This is a genomic window from Herbaspirillum autotrophicum, assembly GCF_001189915.1.
In the GTDB taxonomy this organism is placed as follows: domain Bacteria; phylum Pseudomonadota; class Gammaproteobacteria; order Burkholderiales; family Burkholderiaceae_D; genus Herbaspirillum; species Herbaspirillum autotrophicum.
The window spans coordinates 195623-217162 of sequence record NZ_LFLS01000003.1 but is presented as its reverse complement, the minus strand read 5'-3'; the positions used below and the strand labels follow the sequence as shown (position 1 = coordinate 217162).

Sequence of the window (21540 nt, the reverse complement as noted above, 5' to 3'; positions counted from 1 at the left end):
AACGGTGGCGCTTGGCATCAGCGCTGCGGATCGGAGTGTCAGGAGCGGGGGGGCGTGACGGAAGAAAGATGGCGGGCCTGGCAAGCAGGCCCGCCGTGCGTACAGGCAGAAATTACCAGTAATACGTGGCGCTGAGTACCGCTTCGCGTGACGCGCCGCGGAAGGTCGAGGTGAAATATTTCTTGTTGAACAGATTGTTGACGTTGAGCGCCAGGCGGTAGCGCGTGGTTTCATAGGCCAATGCGGCATCGGCCAGCGTGAATGGCTGATCGAAGTAATCGCCGCCGGTACTGCTTTTGCCGAAGAATGCCTTGCCACGATAGCGCACGCCGCCGGCCAGCATGACGCCGGGAAGTTGTTGCGGCCGGTAATCGACCCAGATGCTGGCGGTGTTTTTCACGGTCTGGACGGCTTGTCTGCCGATTTGTTGCGGATCGTTACTCTTGGTGGTCTTGGGATCAACGTAGGTGTAGTTGGCCAGGATCGCGATTTCCCGGGTCGGTTGCAATTTTCCTTCGAGTTCGACACCGCGCGAACGCACTTCGCCGGTCTGAATGCTGAAACGCGGATGATCCGGATCGCTGGTCGACACATTGGTCTGGGTGATTTCAAACAGTGATGCAGTGATGAATGCTTCGCTTCCGGGTGGCTGATATTTCAGGCCGGCTTCATATTGCACACCTTTGCGCGGCTGGAACGGCGTGCCATTGAATTGCCTGCCGGTGGCCGGATCGAACGACGTGGCGTAGCTCACATATGGCGCAAAACCGCTGTCGAACAAGTACAGCAAGCCGGCGCTGCCGGTGACGGCGGTATCGCTGATGGTCGGTTGGGTGGTGCTGGTCTGCGTGGTTTTGGCGGTATCATGACGCAGACTCAGATTGGCAACCCAGCGCCCGAGTTTGAATTGATTCAGCGTGTAAATGCCGGTCTGTTCCAGATCGAGATTGCTTTCGTCCATGGCCGGCGTCGGCACGAACTGACCGTAGACAGGCGCGCGCATGTTCAGCGTCGGTACGTCGAAACCAAAACCCAGGCCGCCGCGTTCCTGATACTTGAGGTAATCCAGACCGAGCGAGAACGTGTGGCGCAGGTCGCCCCACACCAGATCTTTTTCAATGCGGTTGTCGATGGCCAGTGTCTTGCCACGGGTTTGCTGTACCAACGAACCGCGATCCACGGTTTTGCCGTCAGCTTGTACCGCGGACGCATAGACGTGCGCGTAATCGATATCGATCACCGAGTAACGCAAATTTTGCCGCAGCCGCCAGCCGTTATCGGTGTCGTGTTCGAAGGCATACCCAATCGATTTGGTATCGCGGTTGAAATGATCGAAGGCCGGTTCGCCGGCGGTCCATTGTGCCGGCAACTCCATCACCGCCGGTGAGACGAACAGGCTCGGCCACCAGGTTTTCGGCGTGCCTCTTTCCTGCGAATACTGGGCGCGCAGTGTGATGCGGGTTTGATCGGAAATGTTCCACAACAGGGATGGAGCAATGGCAATGCGGTCATCGCGTGAATCGATGGTGCGCGCATCGCTGTCGCGGCCCAGAATGTTGAGACGATACAAAACCTTGTTGTCGCTGTCGATGGCGCCGCCCAGATCGGCGGTGGCTTCAACCCGGTTATAGCGGCCATACGACAAGCCGACGCTGTTGACATGAGCAGCCTCCGGCTTTTTTGTCACGACGTTGACCACACCGCCCGGACGGCCCTGTCCGTAATACACGGAGGCCGGGCCTTTCAGCACTTCGATGCTGTCGAGTTCGCTGACCGGATCGTTCCATGAGCCATAACTGCCGGCCGACAGCTGTTTCAAGCCGTCTTTATAGTAAGCGCTGCCATCCGAGAAACCGCGAATGATGGCGCCGGTCATGCGGGTATCCCCGCCGCCGCCATTTTCGGTGATGACGCCAGAGGTATAGGCCAGTGCTTGTTCCAGTGAGCGCGGCGCCTGGGTCTTGATCTGTTCGGCGGTCACCACCGAGATCGCGCGCGGTGTTTCGATCAGCGGCGTATTCAGTTTGGTGGCGTGGTCGGTCCTGGCAATATACGAGGCCGCTGCGGCATCGGCGCTGCCCACTACCGTGACCGTGGTCAACTGCGATTGTGATTGCAGCTTGCGGGTCAGCGTGATGGTATTGCCATTGCGTTCAAACGCAATATTGGTGCCGCTCAGCATGCGTTGCAAAGCTTCTTCCGGGGTAAAGCGTCCCTGAATTTCAGGTGCGCTCCAGCCTTGTACGACGCCGGTGTTGTACAGCAATTGCAATGAGGTTTGCTGACCGAGCTGCAACAAGGCATTACCGAGCGACTGGCGCGGAATGTTCAATTGCACGGCGGCGTCTTGTGCCTGCACCGGATAGGGTGCCGCAGCGACTGCCAGTGCCACGGCCAAAGCGGAGGCGGCGGTTATCCGCACGGCGTAATTGCGCGACTCCGGATGGCCGGAGACGACTGTTATTTTTCTGTGAATCATCGAATGGTTTTCCCTGGTGTTGACATACCGGCGCAATGCGCCAAACCCTTTGGCCAAAGGTTTCACGAGGGATAGCACCGGCTTGCGGAAATATCCCTCTTATCGGATAAGACGGACCAGCAAGGGAAAACCCTGAATCGACGCTGAATATTTCTTGATGTGGAAGGGGGAGGCAGGGCAGTGTGGCGCCGCACCGATAGTCCCGGCGGCATGCTTGCCGTCAGGCCGATTGGGCAATATCGACGCCGCCGTCCGGTCGTTGCTTGACCGTAATCGGGGCGATGCGGCGCAAGGCGGTGAGAAATGCCGCGGAATCTTTCAGATTGAATACGCCGGCCATGCGCAGATGGTTCAGGCGGCTGTCGGTGATACGGATCGGTTGCGGCAGATAGCGGCTCATTTCGCGCACGATATGGTCGAGCGGCTGATCGTTGAACACCAGCTTGCCATAACGCCATGCGGTGGCGGCGCCGACATCGATCCGGGTCGGCGCTGTCAGCGTGCCGGCGCGCATGCTGGTGCTGGTGCCGGCCGCCACGATTGCGCGCTGTCTGCGCCACCATGGTCCGGTACTGATTTCGGCGCTGCCGGATTCGACTGCCAGCCTCACCTGGGCATCATCGTTACGGACGTTGAAACTGGCAGCGTCGGCGCTGATCTGGCCGATGGCGGTAGCGACGATGAAGGGGCGGGCGCTGTCGGCAAGTGTTTGCAACATGATTTCGCCAGACATCAGTTGTACTGTGCGGCGTTGTTTGAAGTATTCCACCACGGCCACGGTATCAGTATTGATCTGTATGCGGGAACCGTCCGCCAGGCTGGCGCTGCGCAGCTCCCCTCTGCCGGTGGCGTAGCGGGTCTGCTGCTCCGGTGTCGTCGGCCACCAGGCGGCAGCGACGACCCCGCCTGCCATCACCGTGCTGCAAATAGCCCCGCCGGTGATAAGCAGACGCCGGCGCGCCATCAACGGCGCCGATCTTGCCGGCGCACTCAGCAAGCTGCGCAACTCATCTGCAGGAATCATCTGCGTGGCTTGCCATACCTCGTCAAGTGCACGGTATTCCTGCTCATGCCGGCTGTCGGCCTGCCGCCATTGCCGGAACATGCGCTGTTCAGCCGTGGTGAAATTGCCCGAATGCACGCGGGCAAACCACCAGGCTGCGGCATCGCGTGGATCGTTCGGAATTTTCGGGGGATGATGAGGCATGTTGAATCGGCGTAATCGGCGTCGTGACAGGATAAGGCTTTTTCGGCTCCCTGACTGCGACGTTTGAGACTGCAAAAATCCTGAATCAATGAGGAGCGTGGCTGTGCAGGCGTTGGCGCAGGTGGCGTGCGGCGCGGATCATGTATTTTTCCACCATGTTCACCGAAATGCCGAGCTTGTGTGCAATCTCCTGCTGGGTATAGCCTTCCAGTCGATGCCAGATGAAAACCTGGCGACATTTTAACGGAAGTTCTGCCAACGCTTCCTTGAGCGCGGCCAGCAATAGTGCGGTGCGGACTGCGGCGTCGGGATCGGACAGCAAAGGATGTTCGTCTTCCTGCAGTTCATGCAGCGGTACGGTGTCGAGAACCTGCGCATGGCGGTGCATGTCGGTGAGCTGATTGCGGACACTGCGATGCAGATAAGCGCGCGGATGATGAATGACGGAGGTGGTGCCGCTCAGCATGGTGGTGATGACATCGTGCACGGCATCCTGAACATCATGCGTGACGCTGTCGGTGCGCCGTACCCAGGTGCCGATCAGTTCCCCGTAATGCGCGAGCCAGCCTTTCTTGAGCGAGGAGGATTGAGACACGAAGCGGGCACCCTGAATAAATGATGCGGCCATTATTGCAAACAATTCTCATTTACGCAATGCGCCTGCGCTCAGGGTGCCACCCGCTTGCCTTGCCAGTGGTTGTCGCTGCGGGTGAATACCGCACGCTGGTGGCCGGCCGGTGAAATATCGAGATAGTCGATTTTACTGAGCGTTGCGCGGACCACGCAGAAATTGTCGTAACCGTCATGCCGTCCGGTGCTCACGGCAGTGGCTTGCGGTGAATGGGGGAGGGGCGTGCCGGGTGACAACGGCGCCTGATACAGAATCAGCGTATGTGGCCGCGCGCTGTTCCAGATGGCGCTGCGTTCGGCTTCATCGGGACAAATCTCGGCGCGGCCTTCGAGCCGGATCTGTTGCAGCTTGACCAGATCGGCTGCCAGCATGGACAGTCGCGGATCGGCGCGCAGCTCCGCCACTTTGACTGAGCGCATATCGGTATGAAACGTCAGTGTGTTGCGCGCTTCATCGGCGGCACGCAACACGATTGTGCGCAATTGCGGTACCCCGTCTGCACCGTTGGTGGCCAGTTGCCACATGGTGAATGGCGACTGGCCGGGGCTTGCACCCGCCGTCAGGCACTGCCAGATGTGGCGGTAGATTTCTTGCATGCGTAATTGGCGCTACTGCTCAGGCCGGCACGCCGACAATCACGTGTGATGCCTTGAAAATGGCGGTGGCGGGTTTGCCTTCGGCCAGACCGAGGTCGTTCACGCTGTCGAGCGTGATGATGGCGCATACCTGATTGCCGCCGCTCAGTTGAATCACCACTTCGGCATTGACCGCGCCCAGTCGCAGTTTGCTGACGGTGCCGGCGAGCTGATTGCGGGCCGACAGTTTGATGCCGCTGTCGTTGGTGGCGACGATCACCCATGGCGCCTTGATCAGGGCAATCGCGGTGCTGCCGTTTTGCAGGCCGAGATGTTTGGTGCTTTCGTGGGTAATGATGGCGATCAGCTTGTCGCCGCCGGGCAATTCGATTTCGATTTCATCGTTGACGGCGCCGGTCTTGATGTTGCTGACTTTGCCGGAAAACTGATTGCGGGCGCTGGTTTTCATGGTCACTCTCTGAATGGGGTGGAATGCGGAGGGCAAGCGTTTCCGGTGCGGCGGGGCACCGGAAACGGCCGGATCAGTATAGACGAAGCACGCGCCCGCGCCCAGTGCCGGCAATCTCGTGCAATTACGAGAATGCGCCGGCCAGCATGAACAGACCGAAGGCGCCGACGATGAAAGCCCAGTATTGCATCTTGATGAAGAACAGGGAGTGCTCGGGCTTCAGGATGACTTCGGCGCCGGTATTCTGATCGACCAGCACGCGATTCTTGAGCGGCGAATTGAGTTTGTTGCCGACCACCCAGATCGCCACTGCCGACAGTATCGCGCCGAGGGCCGGACCGAAACCATGCGCCACGCCCAACGTTGCCAGCAACATCATGGTTGCCAGGCTGACCACCAGTGCAATGACCAATACCAACAATCCCCAACCCTTCCAGATCACAATCATTTCATTTCCTGTTTTTCAATTTTAAAAATACCGGCTTGATACAAAACGAATCTGCATCGTCATGAGATACCAATGCCATTCACCGCTCCGCGTGTCGGCATGTAACATCGCGGGGGGCTGAATTGTAAATTGCGGCGGCAGAATCAGGAAATGAAATTTCAGGCCGGCAGCAGTGGGCTGCCGGCCTGAATCACGCGCACATCAATGTTGATGGCGGTGGTGCATGTCAGGGAAGTGACTGTGCGCATGCTCCAGTGGCGCATGCCGGTGGGCATGGTTGTGGCGGGTGCCGGGAGCTGTCGGCCACGGATGTGCATGATCATGATGTGCATCGTGGGTATGTTCATGCTCATGCTCCATCGGTTCATGCCGGTGCAGATGTTCGTGGCGTTCCGACAGGTGCAGCCAGATACCGAAGGCCATCAGGGCGCCGGCCGCCAGCAGGGGCAAGGTCATCGGTTCGCCCATGACCACTGCCAGCAGTGCGCCGAAAAATGGCGCCACTGAAAAGTAGGCGCCGGTGCGGGCCGTGCCGAGATGACGCAAGGCCACGATAAACAGGGTGAGACTGACGCCATACGCCAGAAAGCCGATGGTCATTGCGCCGCCGATGACCGGCCACGATGGCAGATGGGCGCCCAGCAACAGCGCCAGGCCCAGGTTGGTGCCGCCGGCCACCAGACCTTTGACGGCGGCGATCCATGAGGCGTCGTTGAGCGAGACCTTGCGTGTCAGATTATTGTCGAGGCCCCACGCCAGACAGGCGCCGAGCACCGCCAGTGACGGCCACAAGCGTTGCAGTTCAAGCGTATCGGGCCAGCTCAGAATGGCAGCACCGGCAACAATCGCCAGCATGCCGCAGACGATGCGCTTGTCCACATTTTCCTTGAAGGCAAACCACGCCAGCAGCGCCGTGAAGACGCCTTCGGCATTGAGCAGCAACGAAGCATCGGCGGCGGCCATATGGGTCAGGCCGAACATCAGCAAGACGGGGGCAATGATGCCGCCGCAAGTGACGGCGCCGGCAAACCAGCGCAACTCGGCGCGCGGTAACACGACCTTGGGGCCGGGGCGCAAGCGGCGCAACAATGTCAGTCCGAGTCCGGAGCCGAGGTACAGCAAGCCGGCAATCAGCCACGGCGAATTGCCGCTCAGCAGCGGTTTGGCCAGCGGCGTGGCGGCGCCGAATAACAGCGCTGCCAGCAGCGCGGCCTTGATGCCGGGGTGCATTGCCTGATTGAAATGTTTCATGAAATTCGGCTTCGGGGTGGATTGACGCCGGATGCCGGCGAGATGGTGAATGATACTGCGCGGCGCTTATAAAAATCCGTGCTTGAAAAAATTCGTCATTTCAATAATAATTGAATTATTGAAATAATCGGAGGCAGTTGATGCAAACCAAAGACACTCTGGCCGTATTGGCGGCACTGGCGCAAGAATCGCGGCTTGCAGTATTCCGTCTGCTGGTGCAATGCGGACCCGAAGGGATGGCGGCCAGCAAGATCGCCGAGCAGTTGGCGGTGGCGCCGTCGGCCTTGTCGTTCCATTTGAAGGAACTGTCGCATGCACAACTGGTGACGTCGCGTCAGGCCGGACGCTTCGTGATTTATGCCGCCAACTTCGACACCATGAACGGACTGATTGCGTTTCTTACCGAAAACTGTTGTGGCGGTAATCCCTGCTCGCCGTTGCAGGAATGCTGTTCGCCATCCGTCAGCAGTGTCAAGTAGCCATGTGCGCTCCCTCTGCAAGCGCCGGAAAATCCTCCGCAGCATCGCTGAATGTATTCGAGCGCTATCTGACGGTGTGGGTCGGCATATGTATCGTGATTGGCGTGGCGGCAGGGCAAGCCTTTCCCGCCAGTGTCAAATTGATTGGCGGTCTGGACATTGCCAAAGTGAATTTGCCGGTCGGCGTGCTGATCTGGGTCATGATCATTCCGATGTTGCTGAAGATCGATTTTGCGGCATGGAATCAGATCAGAGGTCATGTGCGCGGCATTGGCGTAACGCTGTTCATCAATTGGGCGGTCAAGCCGTTTTCAATGGCTTTGCTCGGCTGGTTGTTCATTCGCCACTGGTTCGCACCGTATCTGCCAGCGGCGCAATTGGATTCGTATGTGGCCGGTCTGATTCTGCTGGCCGCTGCGCCCTGCACGGCGATGGTATTTGTCTGGAGCCGGTTGACGGGTGGTGATCCGTATTTCACGCTGTCGCAAGTGGCGCTCAATGACTTGATCATGGTGTTTGCGTTTGCGCCGCTGGTGGCGCTGCTGCTCGGCGTGTCGAGTATCACGGTGCCGTGGGCTACATTGCTGACTTCGGTGGGCTTGTACATTGTGGTACCGGTGATCATCGCGCAACTCTGGCGCCGTCTGTTGCTGCGGCGCGGCCAACCGGCATTCGAACGCGCGGCGACCCGGATTCAACCGTGGTCGGTTGCGGCGCTGCTGCTGATGCTGGTGTTGCTGTTCGCATTTCAGGGCGATGCCATCATCAAACAGCCAATGGTGATTGCCTTGCTGGCGGTGCCAATCCTGATTCAGGTGTTTTTCAATTCGGCGTTGGCCTATTGGCTCAATCGCGTGGTCGGTGAAAAACATGCGGTTGCCTGTCCGTCGGCCCTGATCGGCGCTTCCAATTTCTTTGAACTGGCGGTCGCGGCGGCGATCAGCTTGTTCGGCTTCGAATCCGGCGCCGCTCTGGCGACCGTGGTCGGGGTCTTGATCGAGGTGCCGGTCATGCTGCTGGTGGTCAGCGTCGTCAATCGCACGCAAGGATGGTATGAGCGAACCTCCTGAATTGTTTTCCATGCGCTGATGAAGAATACCCGATTACTTTGGCAAGGAGCCGATATCATGCCCGTCACGATCTATCACAATCCCGCCTGCGGCACTTCGCGCAATACGCTGGCGCTGATCCGCAATACCGGCGATGAACCGGAAATCATCGAATATCTGCAGCACCCGCCATCCCGCGAAACACTGCTCGGCATGATCAGGGATGCCGGCCTGACGGTACGCCAGGCGATCCGGGAAAAGGGCTCGCCGTATGCCGAACTCGGTCTGGATAATCCGCAATTGAGTGATGAACTTTTGCTCGACGCGATGCTGGCGCATCCGATCCTGATCAACCGGCCGTTTGTGGTGACCGCCAACGGCACCAGACTATGCCGGCCATCGGAACTGGTGCTGGATATCCTGACCAGGCCGCAGCAAGGTCCCTTCATCAAAGAGGACGGTGACATCGTCATCAATGCGGAGGGCCGTCGTGTCACGCTCCCTTCCTGATTTGCCCAATGTCGAGGCCGCCCTGTTGCAACCGGCTGCCACCGCCGACTTCCGCATGGTCGGCCGGGCTGCGCATGCACCCCGGTTTCTGTTGTTGTACGGATCACTGCGCGAGCGTTCCTATAGCCGTTTGCTGACACTGGAAGCAGCTCGTCTGCTGTCAGCGATGGGTGGTGACGTGAAAATATTCGACCCGCGCGGCTTGCCGCTCCCCGATGGCGAACCGGAGACGCATCCCAAGGTGCAGGAATTGCGGCAACTGGCGCAGTGGTCGGAAGGTATGGTGTGGACTTCGCCGGAACGCCACGGTGCGCTGAGCGGCATCATGAAGGCGCAGATCGACTGGATTCCGCTGGCCGCCGGCGCGCTCCGTCCGACTCAGGGTAAAACGCTGGCGGTGATGGAAGTGTCCGGTGGTTCGCAGTCATTCAATGCGGTCAATCAGATGCGCATTCTCGGACGCTGGATGCGGATGCTGACCATACCGAATCAATCTTCCGTGGCCAAGGCCTTTCAGGAATTCGATGAGGCCGGCCGGATGAAACCTTCGGCATACTATGAACGGGTGGTCGATGTCATGGAAGAACTGTACAAGTTCACCGTGCTGACGCGCGATGTCTCGCCATGGCTGACCGACCGTTACAGTGAACGGCGCGAGAGCGCCGGACAACTGACGTTGCGAGTCAATCAGACGGCAATTTGAAAGGCGTCGGTCATATATGCCGGCGATGCTGTCAGAAAGGACACGACATGCTGCAGGCAGGGTGGTCATGCTGCCAATGCGCAGCGTAAATTCTGTTGTTGCCAACGACACTGAACATGGTAATGTTAGCGATGTTTTCGCATCGCCGGCGGCGCCGTGCGAGGCGCGGCGCAAGCGTTTCATGTTGATTGAGCAATAAGGTTTACCTGTCATTTTTCCTGGTTTCCTGACGCCATCCTGACGTACCGCAGATGTAATGAAACAGTCACATTGGCTTGATAGCATCGGGCACCTTTTTTCGGAAGGATCACCCTTATGAAATTGCATTTCAAAGCCTGCGCTGTTACAGCACTGCTGGCAACCATGACCACCCCGGCCTGGGCCGTCACCGAAATTTCCTGGTGGCATTCGATGACTGGCGCCCTTGGCGAGCGCGTCAATGCCATGGCCGACGAATTCAATAAAAGCCAATCTGACTACAAGGTGATCCCGGTCTACAAGGGGACCTATGACGAGTCGATGGCCGCCGCAACCGCCGCTTATCGCGCCGGCAATGCGCCCGATATCCTGCAGGTCTTTGAAGTCGGCACCGCCACCATGATGTACTCCAAGGGTGCGATCAAACCGTTCTACGAAGTCATGCAGCAAGCCGGCGAGAAGGTCGATCAGAATGCCTACGTGCCAGCCGTCGCTGGTTATTATTCGACCGCCAGGGGCTTGATGTCCTTCCCGTTCAACAGTTCGACGACGATCATGTTCTATAACAAGGACCTGTTCGTCAAAGCCGGTCTGGACCCGAACAAGCCGCCAGCGACCTGGCAGGATTTCGTCGGCATGGCCGCCAAGATGAAGGCCAGCGGTATTTCCTGTCCTTACACCACCACCTGGCAATCGTGGGTGCATCTGGAATCATTTTCGGCCTGGCACAACACCGAGTCAGCCAGCAAGAACAACGGTTTTGGCGGCCTTGATGCGCGTCTGAAAATCAATGGCCCGCTGCAAGTGCGTCACATTGAAAATCTGTCCAACTGGGCCAGGCAAGGTTACTTTGTCTATGCCGGCCGCAAGGACGAAGCCAACGCCAAGTTCAATGCAGGCGAGTGCGCGATCATCACCGGCTCGTCTTCCGCTTACGCCGATATTCGCAAGAACGCCAAGTTCAAGTTTGGCGCAGCACCGTTGCCTTACTACAGCGATGTAGCAGGCGCACCGCAAAACACCATCATCGGCGGCGCCTCGCTGTGGACCATGGGCGGCAAGAAGGCTGATGAATACAAGGGCGTGGCGAAATTCTTCACTTACTTGTCCAAGCCCGAAGTACAAGCCAAGTGGCATCAGGAAACCGGCTACCTGCCAGTGACCAAGGCGGCTTATGACATCACCCGGACGTCCGGATTCTATGACCGCAATCCAGGGACCGACGTTGCCGTGAAGCAGATGATCGTCAAGACCACGGACAAATCGCGCGGCATTCGCCTGGGCAACTATGCCCAGATCCGTACCGTGATCGATGAAGAGTTGGAAAACGTCTGGACCGGCAAGAAGACGCCCAAGGAAGCACTCGACAATGCCACCCGGCGCGGTGACGAATTGCTGGTACGTTTCGAGAAAGCCAACAAATAAAAACCGGCGGAACGGTGTTCTTGCATCCGCTTGCGGTTGGACAGGAATGCAGTTTCAGTCAGCGATGGTAAAGCACGCAGCCCCGGTCTTTCCGGGGCGCCGTGTTTTCAGTCGCCAGGCGATCTTTCAGTAAATTCAACGATGCGGGATGTAATCGTTTTCAATCATCCTTGGTCCGCATCGCTTTCAGGGACATAAGCTATCGTGGAAAAACGCGCCCGCTTCACTTCTTCATGGCTGCCGTACGCGCTGGTTGCGCCGCAGATCCTGATCACCATTTTGTTTTTCTTCTGGCCGGCGGCGCAAGCCTTGTACCAGTCCGTGCTGCTGCAAGACGCTTTCGGCGGCTATTCCGAATTCGTCTGGTTTGACAATTTCATCACGTTGTTCAGCGATCCGACTTATCTGGAGGCATTCCAGACTACCGCGATTTTCTCGGTGCTGGTGGCGGCGGGCGGGATGGTACTGGCGCTGATTCTGGCGGTGTTCGCCGATCGCGTCGTCAAGGGGGCGGCAATCTACAAGACCTTTCTGATCTGGCCGTACGCGGTGTCGCCGGTAGTGGTCGGCGTACTGTGGATGTTTTTGCTGAGCCCTTCACTGGGGCTGATCTCGCACGTGCTGGCCTGGCTCGGCATCAACTGGAACTATATGATCAACGGCAATCAGGCCATGACGCTGATCGTGATTGCCGCGATCTGGAAACAAATCAGCTACAACTTCCTGTTCTTCCTGGCCGGCCTGCAATCGATTCCGAAATCGCTGATCGAGGCTGCTGCCATTGATGGTGCCGGTCCGGTCAAGCGTTTCTTCACGATCATCTTCCCGATGATTTCGCCGACCACCTTCTTCCTGATGGTGGTCAACATTGTGTATGCCTTCTTCGATACGTTTGCCATCGTCGAAGCGACGACCCATGGCGGTCCCGGCAAGGATACGGAAATCTTGGTCTACAAGGTATTCAGCGACGGTTTCAAAGGCGGCGACCTCGGCAGCGCCGCAGCGCAGTCGGTGGTGCTGATGGTGATCGTGATTCTGCTGACCGTGGTGCAATTCAAGTATGTTGAGAAGAAAGTCCAATATGCCTAAGCCCTCATTGCATGTGATCGTGGCGGAGGTGCGATCATGATCGAACGCCGTCCCGTACTCGACGCGATCAGTCATCTGGTCTTGATCATCGGCGCGATCATCGTGATTTTCCCGCTGTATGTCGCGTTCATCGCCAGCACGCAAACCGCCGAACAATCGGCAATGTCGCCATTGTCACTGATGCCCGGTGCCGAGTTGATCAACAACTACCGCACGGTATTGACCCAGGGCGCGTCGGGCAACGTCTCCTCGCCGCCGGTGTCGCGCATGTTGTGGGTCAGTCTGGTGACGGCGCTGGTGATTGCCATTGGCAAGATTTCCATCTCCATGCTGTCGGCGTTTGCGATAGTGTATTTCCGCTTCAAGGGGCGCAATTTCTTTTTCTGGATGATCTTCGTCACGCTGATGCTGCCGGTCGAGGTACGCATCACGCCGACCTATCAGGTGGTGTCGGATTTCGGCATGCTCAATAGCTATGCGGGCCTGACGGTACCGCTGATTGCCTCGGCGACCGCCACCTTCCTGTTCCGGCAATTCTTCCTGACGGTGCCCGATGAGCTGGCCGAAGCGGCGCGCATCGACGGTGTCGGACCGTTGCGCTTTCTCAAGGATGTGTTGTGGCCGCTGTCGCGTACCAATGTGATTGCCCTGTTCGTGATCATGTTCATTTACGGCTGGAATCAATATCTGTGGCCACTGATGATTGCTACCGAACAAACCATGTACCCGATCGGTATCGGCATCAAGACGCTGATATCGGGCGGTGACTCGGCGGTGGAATGGAATATGGTGATGGCCACGATGGTCCTGGCAATGTTGCCGCCGGGGCTGGTGGTCGTGGTCATGCAAAAATGGTTTGTTAAAGGCTTGGTCGATTCCGAGAAATAGAGACATGGCAAAAATTCATCTGAAACAAGTCAAGAAGACTTACGGCAAAGCGCCGAAAGCAGTCGATGTCATTCACGGTATTGACATCGATATCGCCGACGGCGAATTCATTGTGATGGTCGGACCGTCAGGCTGCGGCAAGTCGACGCTGTTGCGTATGGTGGCGGGGTTGGAAGAAATCAGTTCCGGCGACATCGTCATCGGCGACCGGGTGGTCAATAACCTCGAACCCAAAGAGCGCGATATTGCGATGGTATTCCAGAACTACGCCCTGTATCCGCATATGAGCGTGTACGACAACATGGCGTACGGCCTCAAGATCCAAGGCTTGCCCAAAGCCGAGATCAACACGCGCGTACAACGTGCAGCGGAGATCCTGGAGCTGGGGGCATTGCTGGATCGCATGCCGCGCGCCTTGTCCGGTGGCCAGCGTCAGCGGGTAGCGATGGGTCGCGCGATCGTGCGCAAGCCGGCGGTATTTCTGTTCGACGAACCATTATCGAATCTGGACGCCAAGCTGCGGGTGCAAATGCGCCTGGAAATCCAGAAGCTGCATGCGGCGTTGCGCACGACCAGCCTGTACGTGACGCATGATCAAGTCGAAGCGATGACGCTGGGCCAGCGCATGATCGTAATGAACAAGGGCCGCGCCGAACAGATCGGCACGCCGGCGCAAGTCTACGGCAAGCCGGCCACCACGTTCGTCGCCAGCTTCATTGGTTCACCGCCGATGAACCTGCTCAATGGCAAGCTCAGCGACGATGGCACACGGTTTGGTGTTGACGATGGTGCAACGGTCGAACTACCGGCATCAGACAAGATTGGTGGCGGCGCGCGCATCCTTGGCATTCGTCCGGAGCATTTGCAATTGGGACTGCCGGGTCTGAACCTGGAAGTCGAACTGGTCGAGGCGCTGGGTGCCGAGTTACTGGTGCACACGCGGTGCGGCCGCCAATCGGTGGTGATCCGCTGCGCGGCGGCCACCGAGGTCAAGATGGGCCAATGGGTGACGGCCGGGTTCGATCCCGGTCTGCTGCACTGGTTCGATCCGCATACCACGCAGCGTATCGACTGACCACGGCCAGGCACGCGGGCGGCGGTGGCGGCCGGGATCAGTGATCTTCGGTGAGATGCATGCTGCGGCGCGGATGCCCGATGCTATCGGTAAATGCGCTGAATGCTGCGCGCGTCAGACACAGCGTCGCGGTATTGACCAGCGGATGAAAACACAGCACCGGCCGCGCTTCCAGATCCTGATCGAACAGCAGTTGCACCACGCCATCGTGGTCATTGATCAGCGCCAGAGGCGACAGGGCGCCGGCACCGATACCGAGTTTTTCCGCCAGTGTCGCGGCCGAAGCAAACGACAGCCGGGGACAATCGAGGCTGGCGGCCAGTGCCTTGAGGTCGACAGTCTTGTCCGGCGTGGTGGTCAACAAAAAGAACTGACGTTTTTTCTTGTCATGCAAGAACAGGTTTTTGCAGCGCACCCCGGGCAGGTCGATATCCAGCGCTGCCGAGTCGCGCATGGTGTAGACCGCCGCGTGAGCGACGCGGACATACGGCAACCGGCGGCTGTCGAGCAAGGCCAGTACCGCCTGTTCCTTGTCATCGACGCCGCTGTGCAGGGGGTCACAAGACATGGCTCAGGAACTCCTGGGTGCGCGGGTCGCGCGGGTTGCTGAAAAATTCTTCCGGCGCTGCATGCTCCACGAGCAGGCCACGGTCGGTGAAGAACACATGATGCGCGACCTCGCGCGCGAAGCGCATTTCGTGTGTGACCAGAATGCTAGTCATGCCTTCGCTGACCAGATCACGAATGGTGTTGAGCACTTCCTTGACGGTTTCCGGATCGAGCGCGGCGGTGACTTCATCGAACAGCATCACTGATGGCCGCATCGCCAGCGAACGGGCAATCGCCACCCGTTGCTGCTGACCGCCCGACAGATTGCCGGGGTAGGCTTTTTCCTTGCCGGTCAGTCTGACCTTGGCCAGCAATTCCAGCGCCCGCACTTCGACTTCGTGCTTGTCTTCCTTGAGCACATTGATCGGCGCCAGCATCACGTTTTCCAACACTGTCATGTGCGGGAACAGGTTGTACTGCTGGAATACCATCGACACATCCTTACGCAACGCCATCTTGTCTTGTTCGGTGGCGGTTTCATGCACCCGGTGTCCGGCGGCGATCACCTGGCCGCTGTCGACCTTGATCAGGCCGTTGATGCAGCGCAGGATAGTGGACTTGCCGGAACCGGACGGGCCGATCAGTGCGGCGGCGGTGCCTTGCGGGATATCCAGCGAAACGCCGCGCAGCACCTGGTTGCTTCCGAAGGCTTTGGTAATGTTGTTGACTGAAACAATCGGCGACATAGATTTTCTTTCTGTAGTAAACGATGTGAGGTCTGTCCGTTATTTGGCGCGTGCTTCAATGCGTTTGGTCAGCAATGCAATCGGCGCGCAATACATGAAGAACAGCAACAGAATCAGGCCATAGACCCAGATCAGCAGGGCCGGATTTTCCAGCGTCGAGAGCATCGAGCCGGCCACCTTGACGCTGTCATTGACGCCGACAATCGACACCAGCGGGGTTGCCATGATCAGCACCGCATAGGTATTCATCCACGGCGCCATCATGCGTTTGATGGCTTGCGGGATGATGCACAAACGCATGGTTTGGGCGCGGTTCAGGCCCAGTGCATCGGCGGCTTCCCATTGTCCCGAAGGCAGCGACTGGATGCCGCCGCGCACCACTTCCGATACATTGCCCATGACCGGGAACGACAAACCGATGACGCCCTTGGCCCAGGCCGGAAAGGGAATTTCCAGACCGAAGGCGCGGATCTCGAACGGCAGCAGATAAATGCAGAAAAACAAGATCACCAGCCATGGCGCATTGCGGAAAAATTGCGTGACGATGCGACTGACGAGTCGTACCGTGGCGTGTTCAGCAACCTGACCGAAGCCCAGGAACAGGCCGGCGATACTGCCGATCAGCATGGCCAGCAGGCTGATCAGGATATCGAAGCCGAAACCTTGCAGGATGACCGGCAACCAGTTGACGATGACTTCCAGTTTGTCCATGTTCATGCTTTCCCCCATCCCGGTACCGCAATCGATTTTTCCAACAGGCTCATCAACAATACAAACAATCCGATCAGGCCCAGATAAAACACCAGCAACACAATCATCATTTCCGCCGTGTTCAGATTCTGGGTCCAGATTTGCGACGACACGTACAGAATCTCCGGCACCGCGATGGCGTAGGCGTTGGTGGTGGTCTTGATCAGATTGATCAGGTTGTTGGTCAAGGCCGGCAGGCTGATGCGGGCGGCCAGCGGAAACGCCACCTTGACGAAGATCTGACGCCGGTTCATGCCCATGGCCGAGGCTGCTTCCATCATTGACGACGGTACCGCTTCAATCCCGGAACGGAAGATTTCGATATTGAAGGCACCGGCATACAGGATCAGTGAAATCACGGCCCAGCCGATATTGCCGAGCACCGGCGTACTGCTGCCGGCCAGACTGGCCAGTTGCGGACCGAGCGCAAAGTAAAAGAAAAACAATTGCACCAGCGGCGGCGTGTTGCGGAATATCCAGACATAGGTCGCCACGACAATGCGCAACCAGCGCACCGACGACTGTTGCATGAATACGCCGAGCATGCCGAGCAACACACTGCCGACGATAGTGCCGGCCGACAGCAGCAAGGTGTAGCCGATGCCGCCGACGAAGGCATGCCATTCGAAGGCATCGTAAAACACCGAAAAATTGAAACCCAGGTCGTTATTGACCCAGGTAAAAAATGCAACGATTGGGGAGGTCTCCATCCTGTTTCCTGTCCTTCCTTATTTTTTGGAATTGTCAGAACTGCGCCTGCGCTGCCAGTTCGATCCGGGTGCGTGCCTCGGCCCGCGACAGCAGACCGGATTCATCGAGTATCTCGATCAGCGGCCGTCCTTCGCTGACCGATTGCCGCGCCAGTGCACTGACTTTTTTGTAACCGAGGGTCGGCACCAGCGCTGTAGCCACGGCCATCGAATCGAACAGATGGCGTTCGTTCACCTCGGCATTGGCGGTAATGCCGCGCACGCATTTTTCGCGGAATTGACGGATGCCTGCAGTCAGCAAATGGATCGACTCGAACAAGCGGTCAGCCACTACCGGTTCGAAGTGATTGATTTCCAACTGGCCGGCCTGGGTTGCCTGGGCAATGCAGGTGTCGTTGCCGATCACGGCAAAGCCCAGTTGAATCATTGCCATCGGCAACACCGGATTGACCTTGCCGGGCATGATCGAGGACCCGGCTTGTACCGCCGGCAGGCCGAGTTCGGCAATCCCGCCGGCGGGGCCGGATGACAGCGTGATCAGGTCCGAGGCGATTTTGGCGAGCGCGGCGGCGGCGGTGCGCAATTCGCCCGAGACCCGCGCAAAGACATCGATGTTCTGCATGGCGTCGAAGGCATTTTCGGGCGCGCTGAACGGCGTCTGGCTGAGCGCTGACAGATGCGTGTAAAGCGCTTTGCGGTAGCCTTGCGGGGCGCCGAAGCCGGTGCCGATGGCGGTGCCGCCCAATGGCAGCACGGTCAGCTTGTTGCGCACGCTTTGCAGTTCCGAAGCCAACCGGTTGGCCAGCGCGGCGTAACCGCCAAAGACCTGGCCCAGGCGCATCGGTTGCGCATCTTGCAGGCAGGTGCGGCCCAGATGCAGGATGTGGTCGAATTCCTGCTCCTTGGCGGCAAACGCCGTGGCCAGCGCCTGCAATTCCGTGATCAGTGCGGCCAGCATGGTATGGCTGGCGATCTTCATGGCCGCCGGGTAAACATCGTTGGTCGATTGCGAACCGTTGACGTGATCATTGGGGTGCACCGGCGCATAGCTGCCGAGTGCGCTGCCCAGAATCTGGTTGCTGCGATTGGCAATCACTTCATTGAAATTCATGTTGGTCGAGGTACCGCCCGAGCCTTCCAGCAAATCGACGATGAGCGCGTCGCGATGTTGACCGCCGATGATTTCGCGGCAGGCTTCAGCGATGGCGTCGCGCTGGGCCGGCGTCAGCACGCCGACATCATGATTGGCCAGCGCCGCCGCCCATTTGCACAGCGCAAATGCCTTGGTGAATTCTTCGCAGGCACCGATATTGCGGGCCGATACCGTCAGGTTCTCCACGCCGCGCACGGCATTGATGCCATACAGGTTGGCGGCAGGAATCTCGACGCTGCCGAGCAGGTCGGTTTCGGTGCGTATGTCAGTGGGTATCGATGTCGTCTTGTTCATGGTCAGTCCTTGGTTCCAGTTCAATAAGTGATTCCAGACCCGGATGGATGGATCTCAGGCCGGGCGGCAGGGTCGATTCCAGAATCGCGTGCGCGATACGGTAGGTTTGGTTAAACAGATGTTTGTATTCGTCGTAACGGGCCAGCAGAAACAATGAGCGGCCGGCATTGGCGCCCTTGAGCGGATGCACCTTGACGGTCTTGATGCTGGTGCCGCTTTGCAGCAGGCACATCGGGGTGGTGATGGCCCAGCCGATACCGCCGGCCACCATCGAGGTCAGGGTGTCGGCACCATCCAGTTCCAGCCGGTGCGGGACCTTGATGTCGATGCGACGCAGGAAGACGTCGATTTGCGCGCCCAGATGGGATTGCCGGTTGAAGTGCAGCAACGGCTGCGTGTCGGCCAGTTTGCGCATGTCGCTGATGGTGGTGTAGGTGCCGGGATAGCTCTTGGGCGTAATCAGGACAAACCGTTCCGATAGCAGCCGGCGTCGCACGATGCCATCAATGGCATGCAAACCGTCGGTTGAAATCGCCAGATCGAGACTGCGGCCGATCAGCGATTCGCCGTGCATCGGCGACAACCCGGCGCGGATCGACAGTGTCGCCGAGACGTTCAGCATTTCCTTGATGAAGGACACGCCGCACGTGGCGGCAAACGAATCGACCAGGCCGATGCGCACATCCGGTTTGATGCCCTGGCTGGCATCAATGATTTGCGCTTTCAGATTGGCGATGTCGCCGAGCAGGGTCAGCGCTCGGTTTTTCAGCGCCAGCCCGGCCGAGGTCAGTGACAGCGGACGCCGGGTGCGGTTCATCAGTTGCACGCCGAATTGTTCTTCCAGTTGCTGAATGCTTTGGGACACGGCCGATTGCGTAATGCCCAGCCGTTTGGCGGCATTGGTCATGTTCTGCTCTTCGGCGGTAGTGACGAAGATCTGTAGCATCTGGATGTCCACGTGATTGGCATTTGGCATGGTTAAACTCCGGCAGAATGTAATGGTTGAGAATCTATATCGCAAATAGTATGGCTATAAAATTAGCAAAACTAATTGAATGAATTTTCTCCCGTGATACTGCACGGGAGCAAGCGGGAAATGCTGCTGGCGTGTCGCGGTTGCCGCGCCGCTCATGCGCAGGGGGACATCGGGAAACAGCGGGAGGTATCGCGCCAGCCTTGCTGCCAACGATTCTTGGCGGATCGCATGATGCCGTGCGGCAATGTCGGTGATGTGGACCGGTTGCAGACGAGCTGGCAATGCGCGGCGGCGCTATTATCTGGAAAATTGAATTTCATCATTAATCTTGCTAATTCTTGGTGGCTATCATTTGCCTTAATGATGGCGATCCTTATACTTCCACTGGCAGGATTCACTACCCTCGACACCCATCACATTCGCTGCTTCGCATGCATGGTTTGTGCACATGGATACGAACAAATAAATCAGGAGACACGTATGAAAACCAATGGAATTTTTTGCCTTGCCGCGTTGCTGGCATGTATCTCGACGCCGGCGCTGGCACAAAGCGATGCGCTGGATAAAATCAAGAAGGATGGCGTCATCAAGATTGGCGTCAAGACCAACTATCAGCCGTTCGGCATGCTCAATTCCAGCGGCAAGATCATCGGCATTGAGCCGGATCTGGCTGCCGATATCGGCAAGCAGATGGGCGTCAAGGTCGAACTGGTGCCGGTCGAGTCTTCCAACCGGATCCAGTTTTTGCAGCAAGGCCGCATTGATGTGCTGATCGCTACCCTCGGTGTCAGCGCCGAGCGCGTCAAGGTGGTCAATTTCATCCAGCCCTACTATTACGCCAGCGGCACCGGTTTGCTGGTGCGGCCGGAATCCGGCATCAAGGCCTGGGAAGATTTGAAGGGCAAGACGCTGTGCGGCGTGCAGGGGACGTATTACAACCGGCCTGTGAGTGAAAAGTATGGCGCCACGGTATCGGCCTTCGCCAATATTTCGGAAGCCCAGACCGCATTGAAGAACGGCTCGTGCATCGGTTTGCTGGACGACAGCATCGTCACCGGCAAGATTCTGATGGAAGGCAAGTTGCCCGGCTATGTGGCGCCGCTGCCGCCGGGCGATCCGCAGCCGTGGGGACTGGCGACTGCGCTGAGCAACAAGGATTCGGCCCTGGCCAAAAACCTGTCGGCAATCGTGACCGGTTGGCACAAGAGCGGCAAGATTCTGGCACTGGAAAAAGCGGCTGGCCTGCCCGAGTCGAAATGGCTGCTGGACGCCCAGCAACAGGTCAAATAAGGAAATCGTTGTCATGCATCCCCGGCATCGCCTGCGCATGCCGGGGCGCGGCATGATCTTTACGCGTGACAGTAGTGGGCCGCTGATGTCATTATTCTGAGAATTCGGATAATTTCACTTACTCAGGGCATGACATGCGGCGTTTGACAATCTCGGTCGATGACGATCTGGCGGATTCCTTTGATCAATTGGTCGAGCGCAAAGGCTATCTGAATCGTTCCGAAGCCTTCCGCGATCTGGTGCGCAAGGAACTGGGCGCGGCCGAAATCGTCAGCGGCAAGGCCAAGTGGTGCATCGCCACCGTCAGTTATGTGTATGACCACCACGAGCGCCAGCTCGCCAACCGGCTGACCCAGTTGCAGCATGATCATCATGATCTGGCCGTCACTTCGCAGCATGTCCATCTGGACCACGACAATTGCCTGGAAACGGTGGTCCTCAGAGGCCGCATCGACGAAGTCAAGGCTTGCGCCGAAGGCATCATTTCACAGACCGGCGTGCGGCACGGCAATGTCCACATCGTGCCGGTCGACATCGATAACGGCAAATATGTCCGCAAGGGCCATGCCCATGTCCATCCGCATCGCTGAGCCGGG

At 58.2% G+C, this 21540-nt stretch carries 23 protein-coding genes; 10 read left to right on the top strand and 13 right to left on the bottom strand.

What is annotated here, in order from left to right:
* Positions 1–112 precede the first annotated feature (112 nt).
* From AKL27_RS03655 to AKL27_RS03625, 7 genes are all read right to left on the bottom strand, one after another.
* On the bottom strand, positions 113–2479 hold the full coding sequence (locus tag AKL27_RS03655) for a TonB-dependent siderophore receptor (protein ID WP_083438849.1): 2367 nt from the start codon (positions 2477–2479) through the stop codon (positions 113–115).
* Positions 2480–2699: 220 nt separating this feature from the next.
* Positions 2700–3686 (bottom strand): FecR family protein, encoded by a 987-nt coding sequence (locus tag AKL27_RS03650; protein ID WP_050461418.1) that lies wholly within the window; start codon positions 3684–3686, stop codon positions 2700–2702.
* 85 nt (positions 3687–3771) lie between these two features.
* The gene (locus AKL27_RS03645; protein ID WP_232310890.1) at positions 3772–4281 is read right to left on the bottom strand and encodes an RNA polymerase sigma factor; all 510 of its coding nucleotides are present in this window, start codon (positions 4279–4281) and stop codon (positions 3772–3774) included.
* A gap of 71 nt (positions 4282–4352) precedes the next feature.
* Complete coding sequence (locus AKL27_RS03640) at positions 4353–4913, bottom strand: pyridoxamine 5'-phosphate oxidase family protein (RefSeq protein ID WP_050461415.1); 561 nt, start codon at positions 4911–4913, stop codon at positions 4353–4355.
* 19 nt (positions 4914–4932) lie between these two features.
* Positions 4933–5361 carry a TOBE domain-containing protein gene (locus AKL27_RS03635; protein ID WP_050461414.1) on the bottom strand — a complete coding sequence of 143 codons (429 nt, stop codon included), beginning with the start codon at positions 5359–5361 and terminating at the stop codon, positions 4933–4935.
* A 124-nt stretch (positions 5362–5485) separates the two neighbouring features.
* Entirely contained in the window at positions 5486–5809 is a 324-nt protein-coding gene (locus AKL27_RS03630; protein WP_050461413.1) for a hypothetical protein, read from the bottom strand.
* A 201-nt stretch (positions 5810–6010) separates the two neighbouring features.
* Positions 6011–7060, bottom strand: a complete 1050-nt coding sequence (locus tag AKL27_RS03625) for a DMT family transporter (protein WP_050461412.1) — start codon at positions 7058–7060, stop codon at positions 6011–6013.
* Between the two features lie 140 nt (positions 7061–7200).
* Here AKL27_RS03625 and AKL27_RS03620 point away from each other — a divergent pair, with 140 nt between their 5' ends.
* The 8 genes from AKL27_RS03620 (at position 7201) to AKL27_RS03585 (ending at position 14476) form a co-directional block, all read left to right on the top strand.
* Positions 7201–7539 (top strand): ArsR/SmtB family transcription factor, encoded by a 339-nt coding sequence (locus AKL27_RS03620; protein ID WP_050461411.1) that lies wholly within the window; start codon positions 7201–7203, stop codon positions 7537–7539.
* Between the two features lie 2 nt (positions 7540–7541).
* A complete protein-coding gene (gene arsB, locus AKL27_RS03615; RefSeq protein WP_050461409.1) occupies positions 7542–8609 on the top strand; it encodes an ACR3 family arsenite efflux transporter in 1068 nt (355 codons plus the stop codon).
* Between the two features lie 57 nt (positions 8610–8666).
* A complete protein-coding gene (gene arsC / locus AKL27_RS03610; RefSeq protein WP_050461407.1) occupies positions 8667–9098 on the top strand; it encodes an arsenate reductase (glutaredoxin) in 432 nt (143 codons plus the stop codon).
* Positions 9064–9801: an arsenical resistance protein ArsH gene (gene arsH, locus AKL27_RS03605; protein WP_157056780.1), complete on the top strand. Its 738-nt coding sequence runs from the start codon at positions 9064–9066 to the stop codon at positions 9799–9801. The genes arsC and arsH overlap by 35 nt, the downstream gene beginning before the upstream one ends.
* Positions 9802–10116: 315 nt before the next feature.
* Positions 10117–11424, top strand: a complete 1308-nt coding sequence (ugpB, locus tag AKL27_RS03600) for a sn-glycerol-3-phosphate ABC transporter substrate-binding protein UgpB (protein ID WP_050461404.1) — start codon at positions 10117–10119, stop codon at positions 11422–11424.
* A gap of 204 nt (positions 11425–11628) precedes the next feature.
* The gene (ugpA, locus tag AKL27_RS03595; protein WP_050461403.1) at positions 11629–12513 is read left to right on the top strand and encodes a sn-glycerol-3-phosphate ABC transporter permease UgpA; all 885 of its coding nucleotides are present in this window, start codon (positions 11629–11631) and stop codon (positions 12511–12513) included.
* Positions 12514–12549: 36 nt separating this feature from the next.
* Positions 12550–13401 (top strand): sn-glycerol-3-phosphate ABC transporter permease UgpE, encoded by an 852-nt coding sequence (ugpE, locus tag AKL27_RS03590; RefSeq protein ID WP_050461402.1) that lies wholly within the window; start codon positions 12550–12552, stop codon positions 13399–13401.
* 4 nt (positions 13402–13405) lie between these two features.
* Positions 13406–14476: a sn-glycerol-3-phosphate import ATP-binding protein UgpC gene (locus tag AKL27_RS03585; RefSeq protein WP_050461401.1), complete on the top strand. Its 1071-nt coding sequence runs from the start codon at positions 13406–13408 to the stop codon at positions 14474–14476.
* 37 nt (positions 14477–14513) lie between these two features.
* Here the strand turns inward: AKL27_RS03585 and AKL27_RS03580 are convergent, their stop codons facing one another.
* From AKL27_RS03580 to AKL27_RS03555, 6 genes are read right to left on the bottom strand one after another with little or no spacing between them, the layout of a single operon-like run.
* Positions 14514–15044 carry a prolyl-tRNA synthetase associated domain-containing protein gene (locus AKL27_RS03580; RefSeq protein ID WP_050461400.1) on the bottom strand — a complete coding sequence of 177 codons (531 nt, stop codon included), beginning with the start codon at positions 15042–15044 and terminating at the stop codon, positions 14514–14516.
* Positions 15034–15771, bottom strand: coding sequence for an amino acid ABC transporter ATP-binding protein (locus AKL27_RS03575; protein ID WP_050461399.1), 738 nt, complete (start codon positions 15769–15771; stop codon positions 15034–15036). The genes AKL27_RS03580 and AKL27_RS03575 overlap by 11 nt, the downstream gene beginning before the upstream one ends.
* 39 nt (positions 15772–15810) lie before the next feature.
* Entirely contained in the window at positions 15811–16488 is a 678-nt protein-coding gene (locus AKL27_RS03570; protein ID WP_050461398.1) for an amino acid ABC transporter permease, read from the bottom strand.
* Complete coding sequence (locus tag AKL27_RS03565) at positions 16485–17231, bottom strand: amino acid ABC transporter permease (protein ID WP_050461397.1); 747 nt, start codon at positions 17229–17231, stop codon at positions 16485–16487. Before AKL27_RS03565 ends, AKL27_RS03570 begins: the two co-directional genes overlap by 4 nt.
* A 34-nt stretch (positions 17232–17265) precedes the next feature.
* Positions 17266–18678, bottom strand: a complete 1413-nt coding sequence (locus AKL27_RS03560) for an aspartate ammonia-lyase (protein WP_050461396.1) — start codon at positions 18676–18678, stop codon at positions 17266–17268.
* Positions 18650–19654, bottom strand: coding sequence for a LysR family transcriptional regulator (locus AKL27_RS03555; RefSeq protein ID WP_157056779.1), 1005 nt, complete (start codon positions 19652–19654; stop codon positions 18650–18652). Before AKL27_RS03555 ends, AKL27_RS03560 begins: the two co-directional genes overlap by 29 nt.
* A gap of 480 nt (positions 19655–20134) precedes the next feature.
* Here AKL27_RS03555 and AKL27_RS03550 point away from each other — a divergent pair, with 480 nt between their 5' ends.
* Both AKL27_RS03550 and nikR read left to right on the top strand, forming a co-directional pair.
* Complete coding sequence (locus tag AKL27_RS03550) at positions 20135–20944, top strand: transporter substrate-binding domain-containing protein (protein WP_050461395.1); 810 nt, start codon at positions 20135–20137, stop codon at positions 20942–20944.
* A gap of 134 nt (positions 20945–21078) precedes the next feature.
* On the top strand, positions 21079–21534 hold the full coding sequence (nikR, locus tag AKL27_RS03545; RefSeq protein WP_050461394.1) for a nickel-responsive transcriptional regulator NikR: 456 nt from the start codon (positions 21079–21081) through the stop codon (positions 21532–21534).
* Positions 21535–21540: the final 6 nt, after the last annotated feature.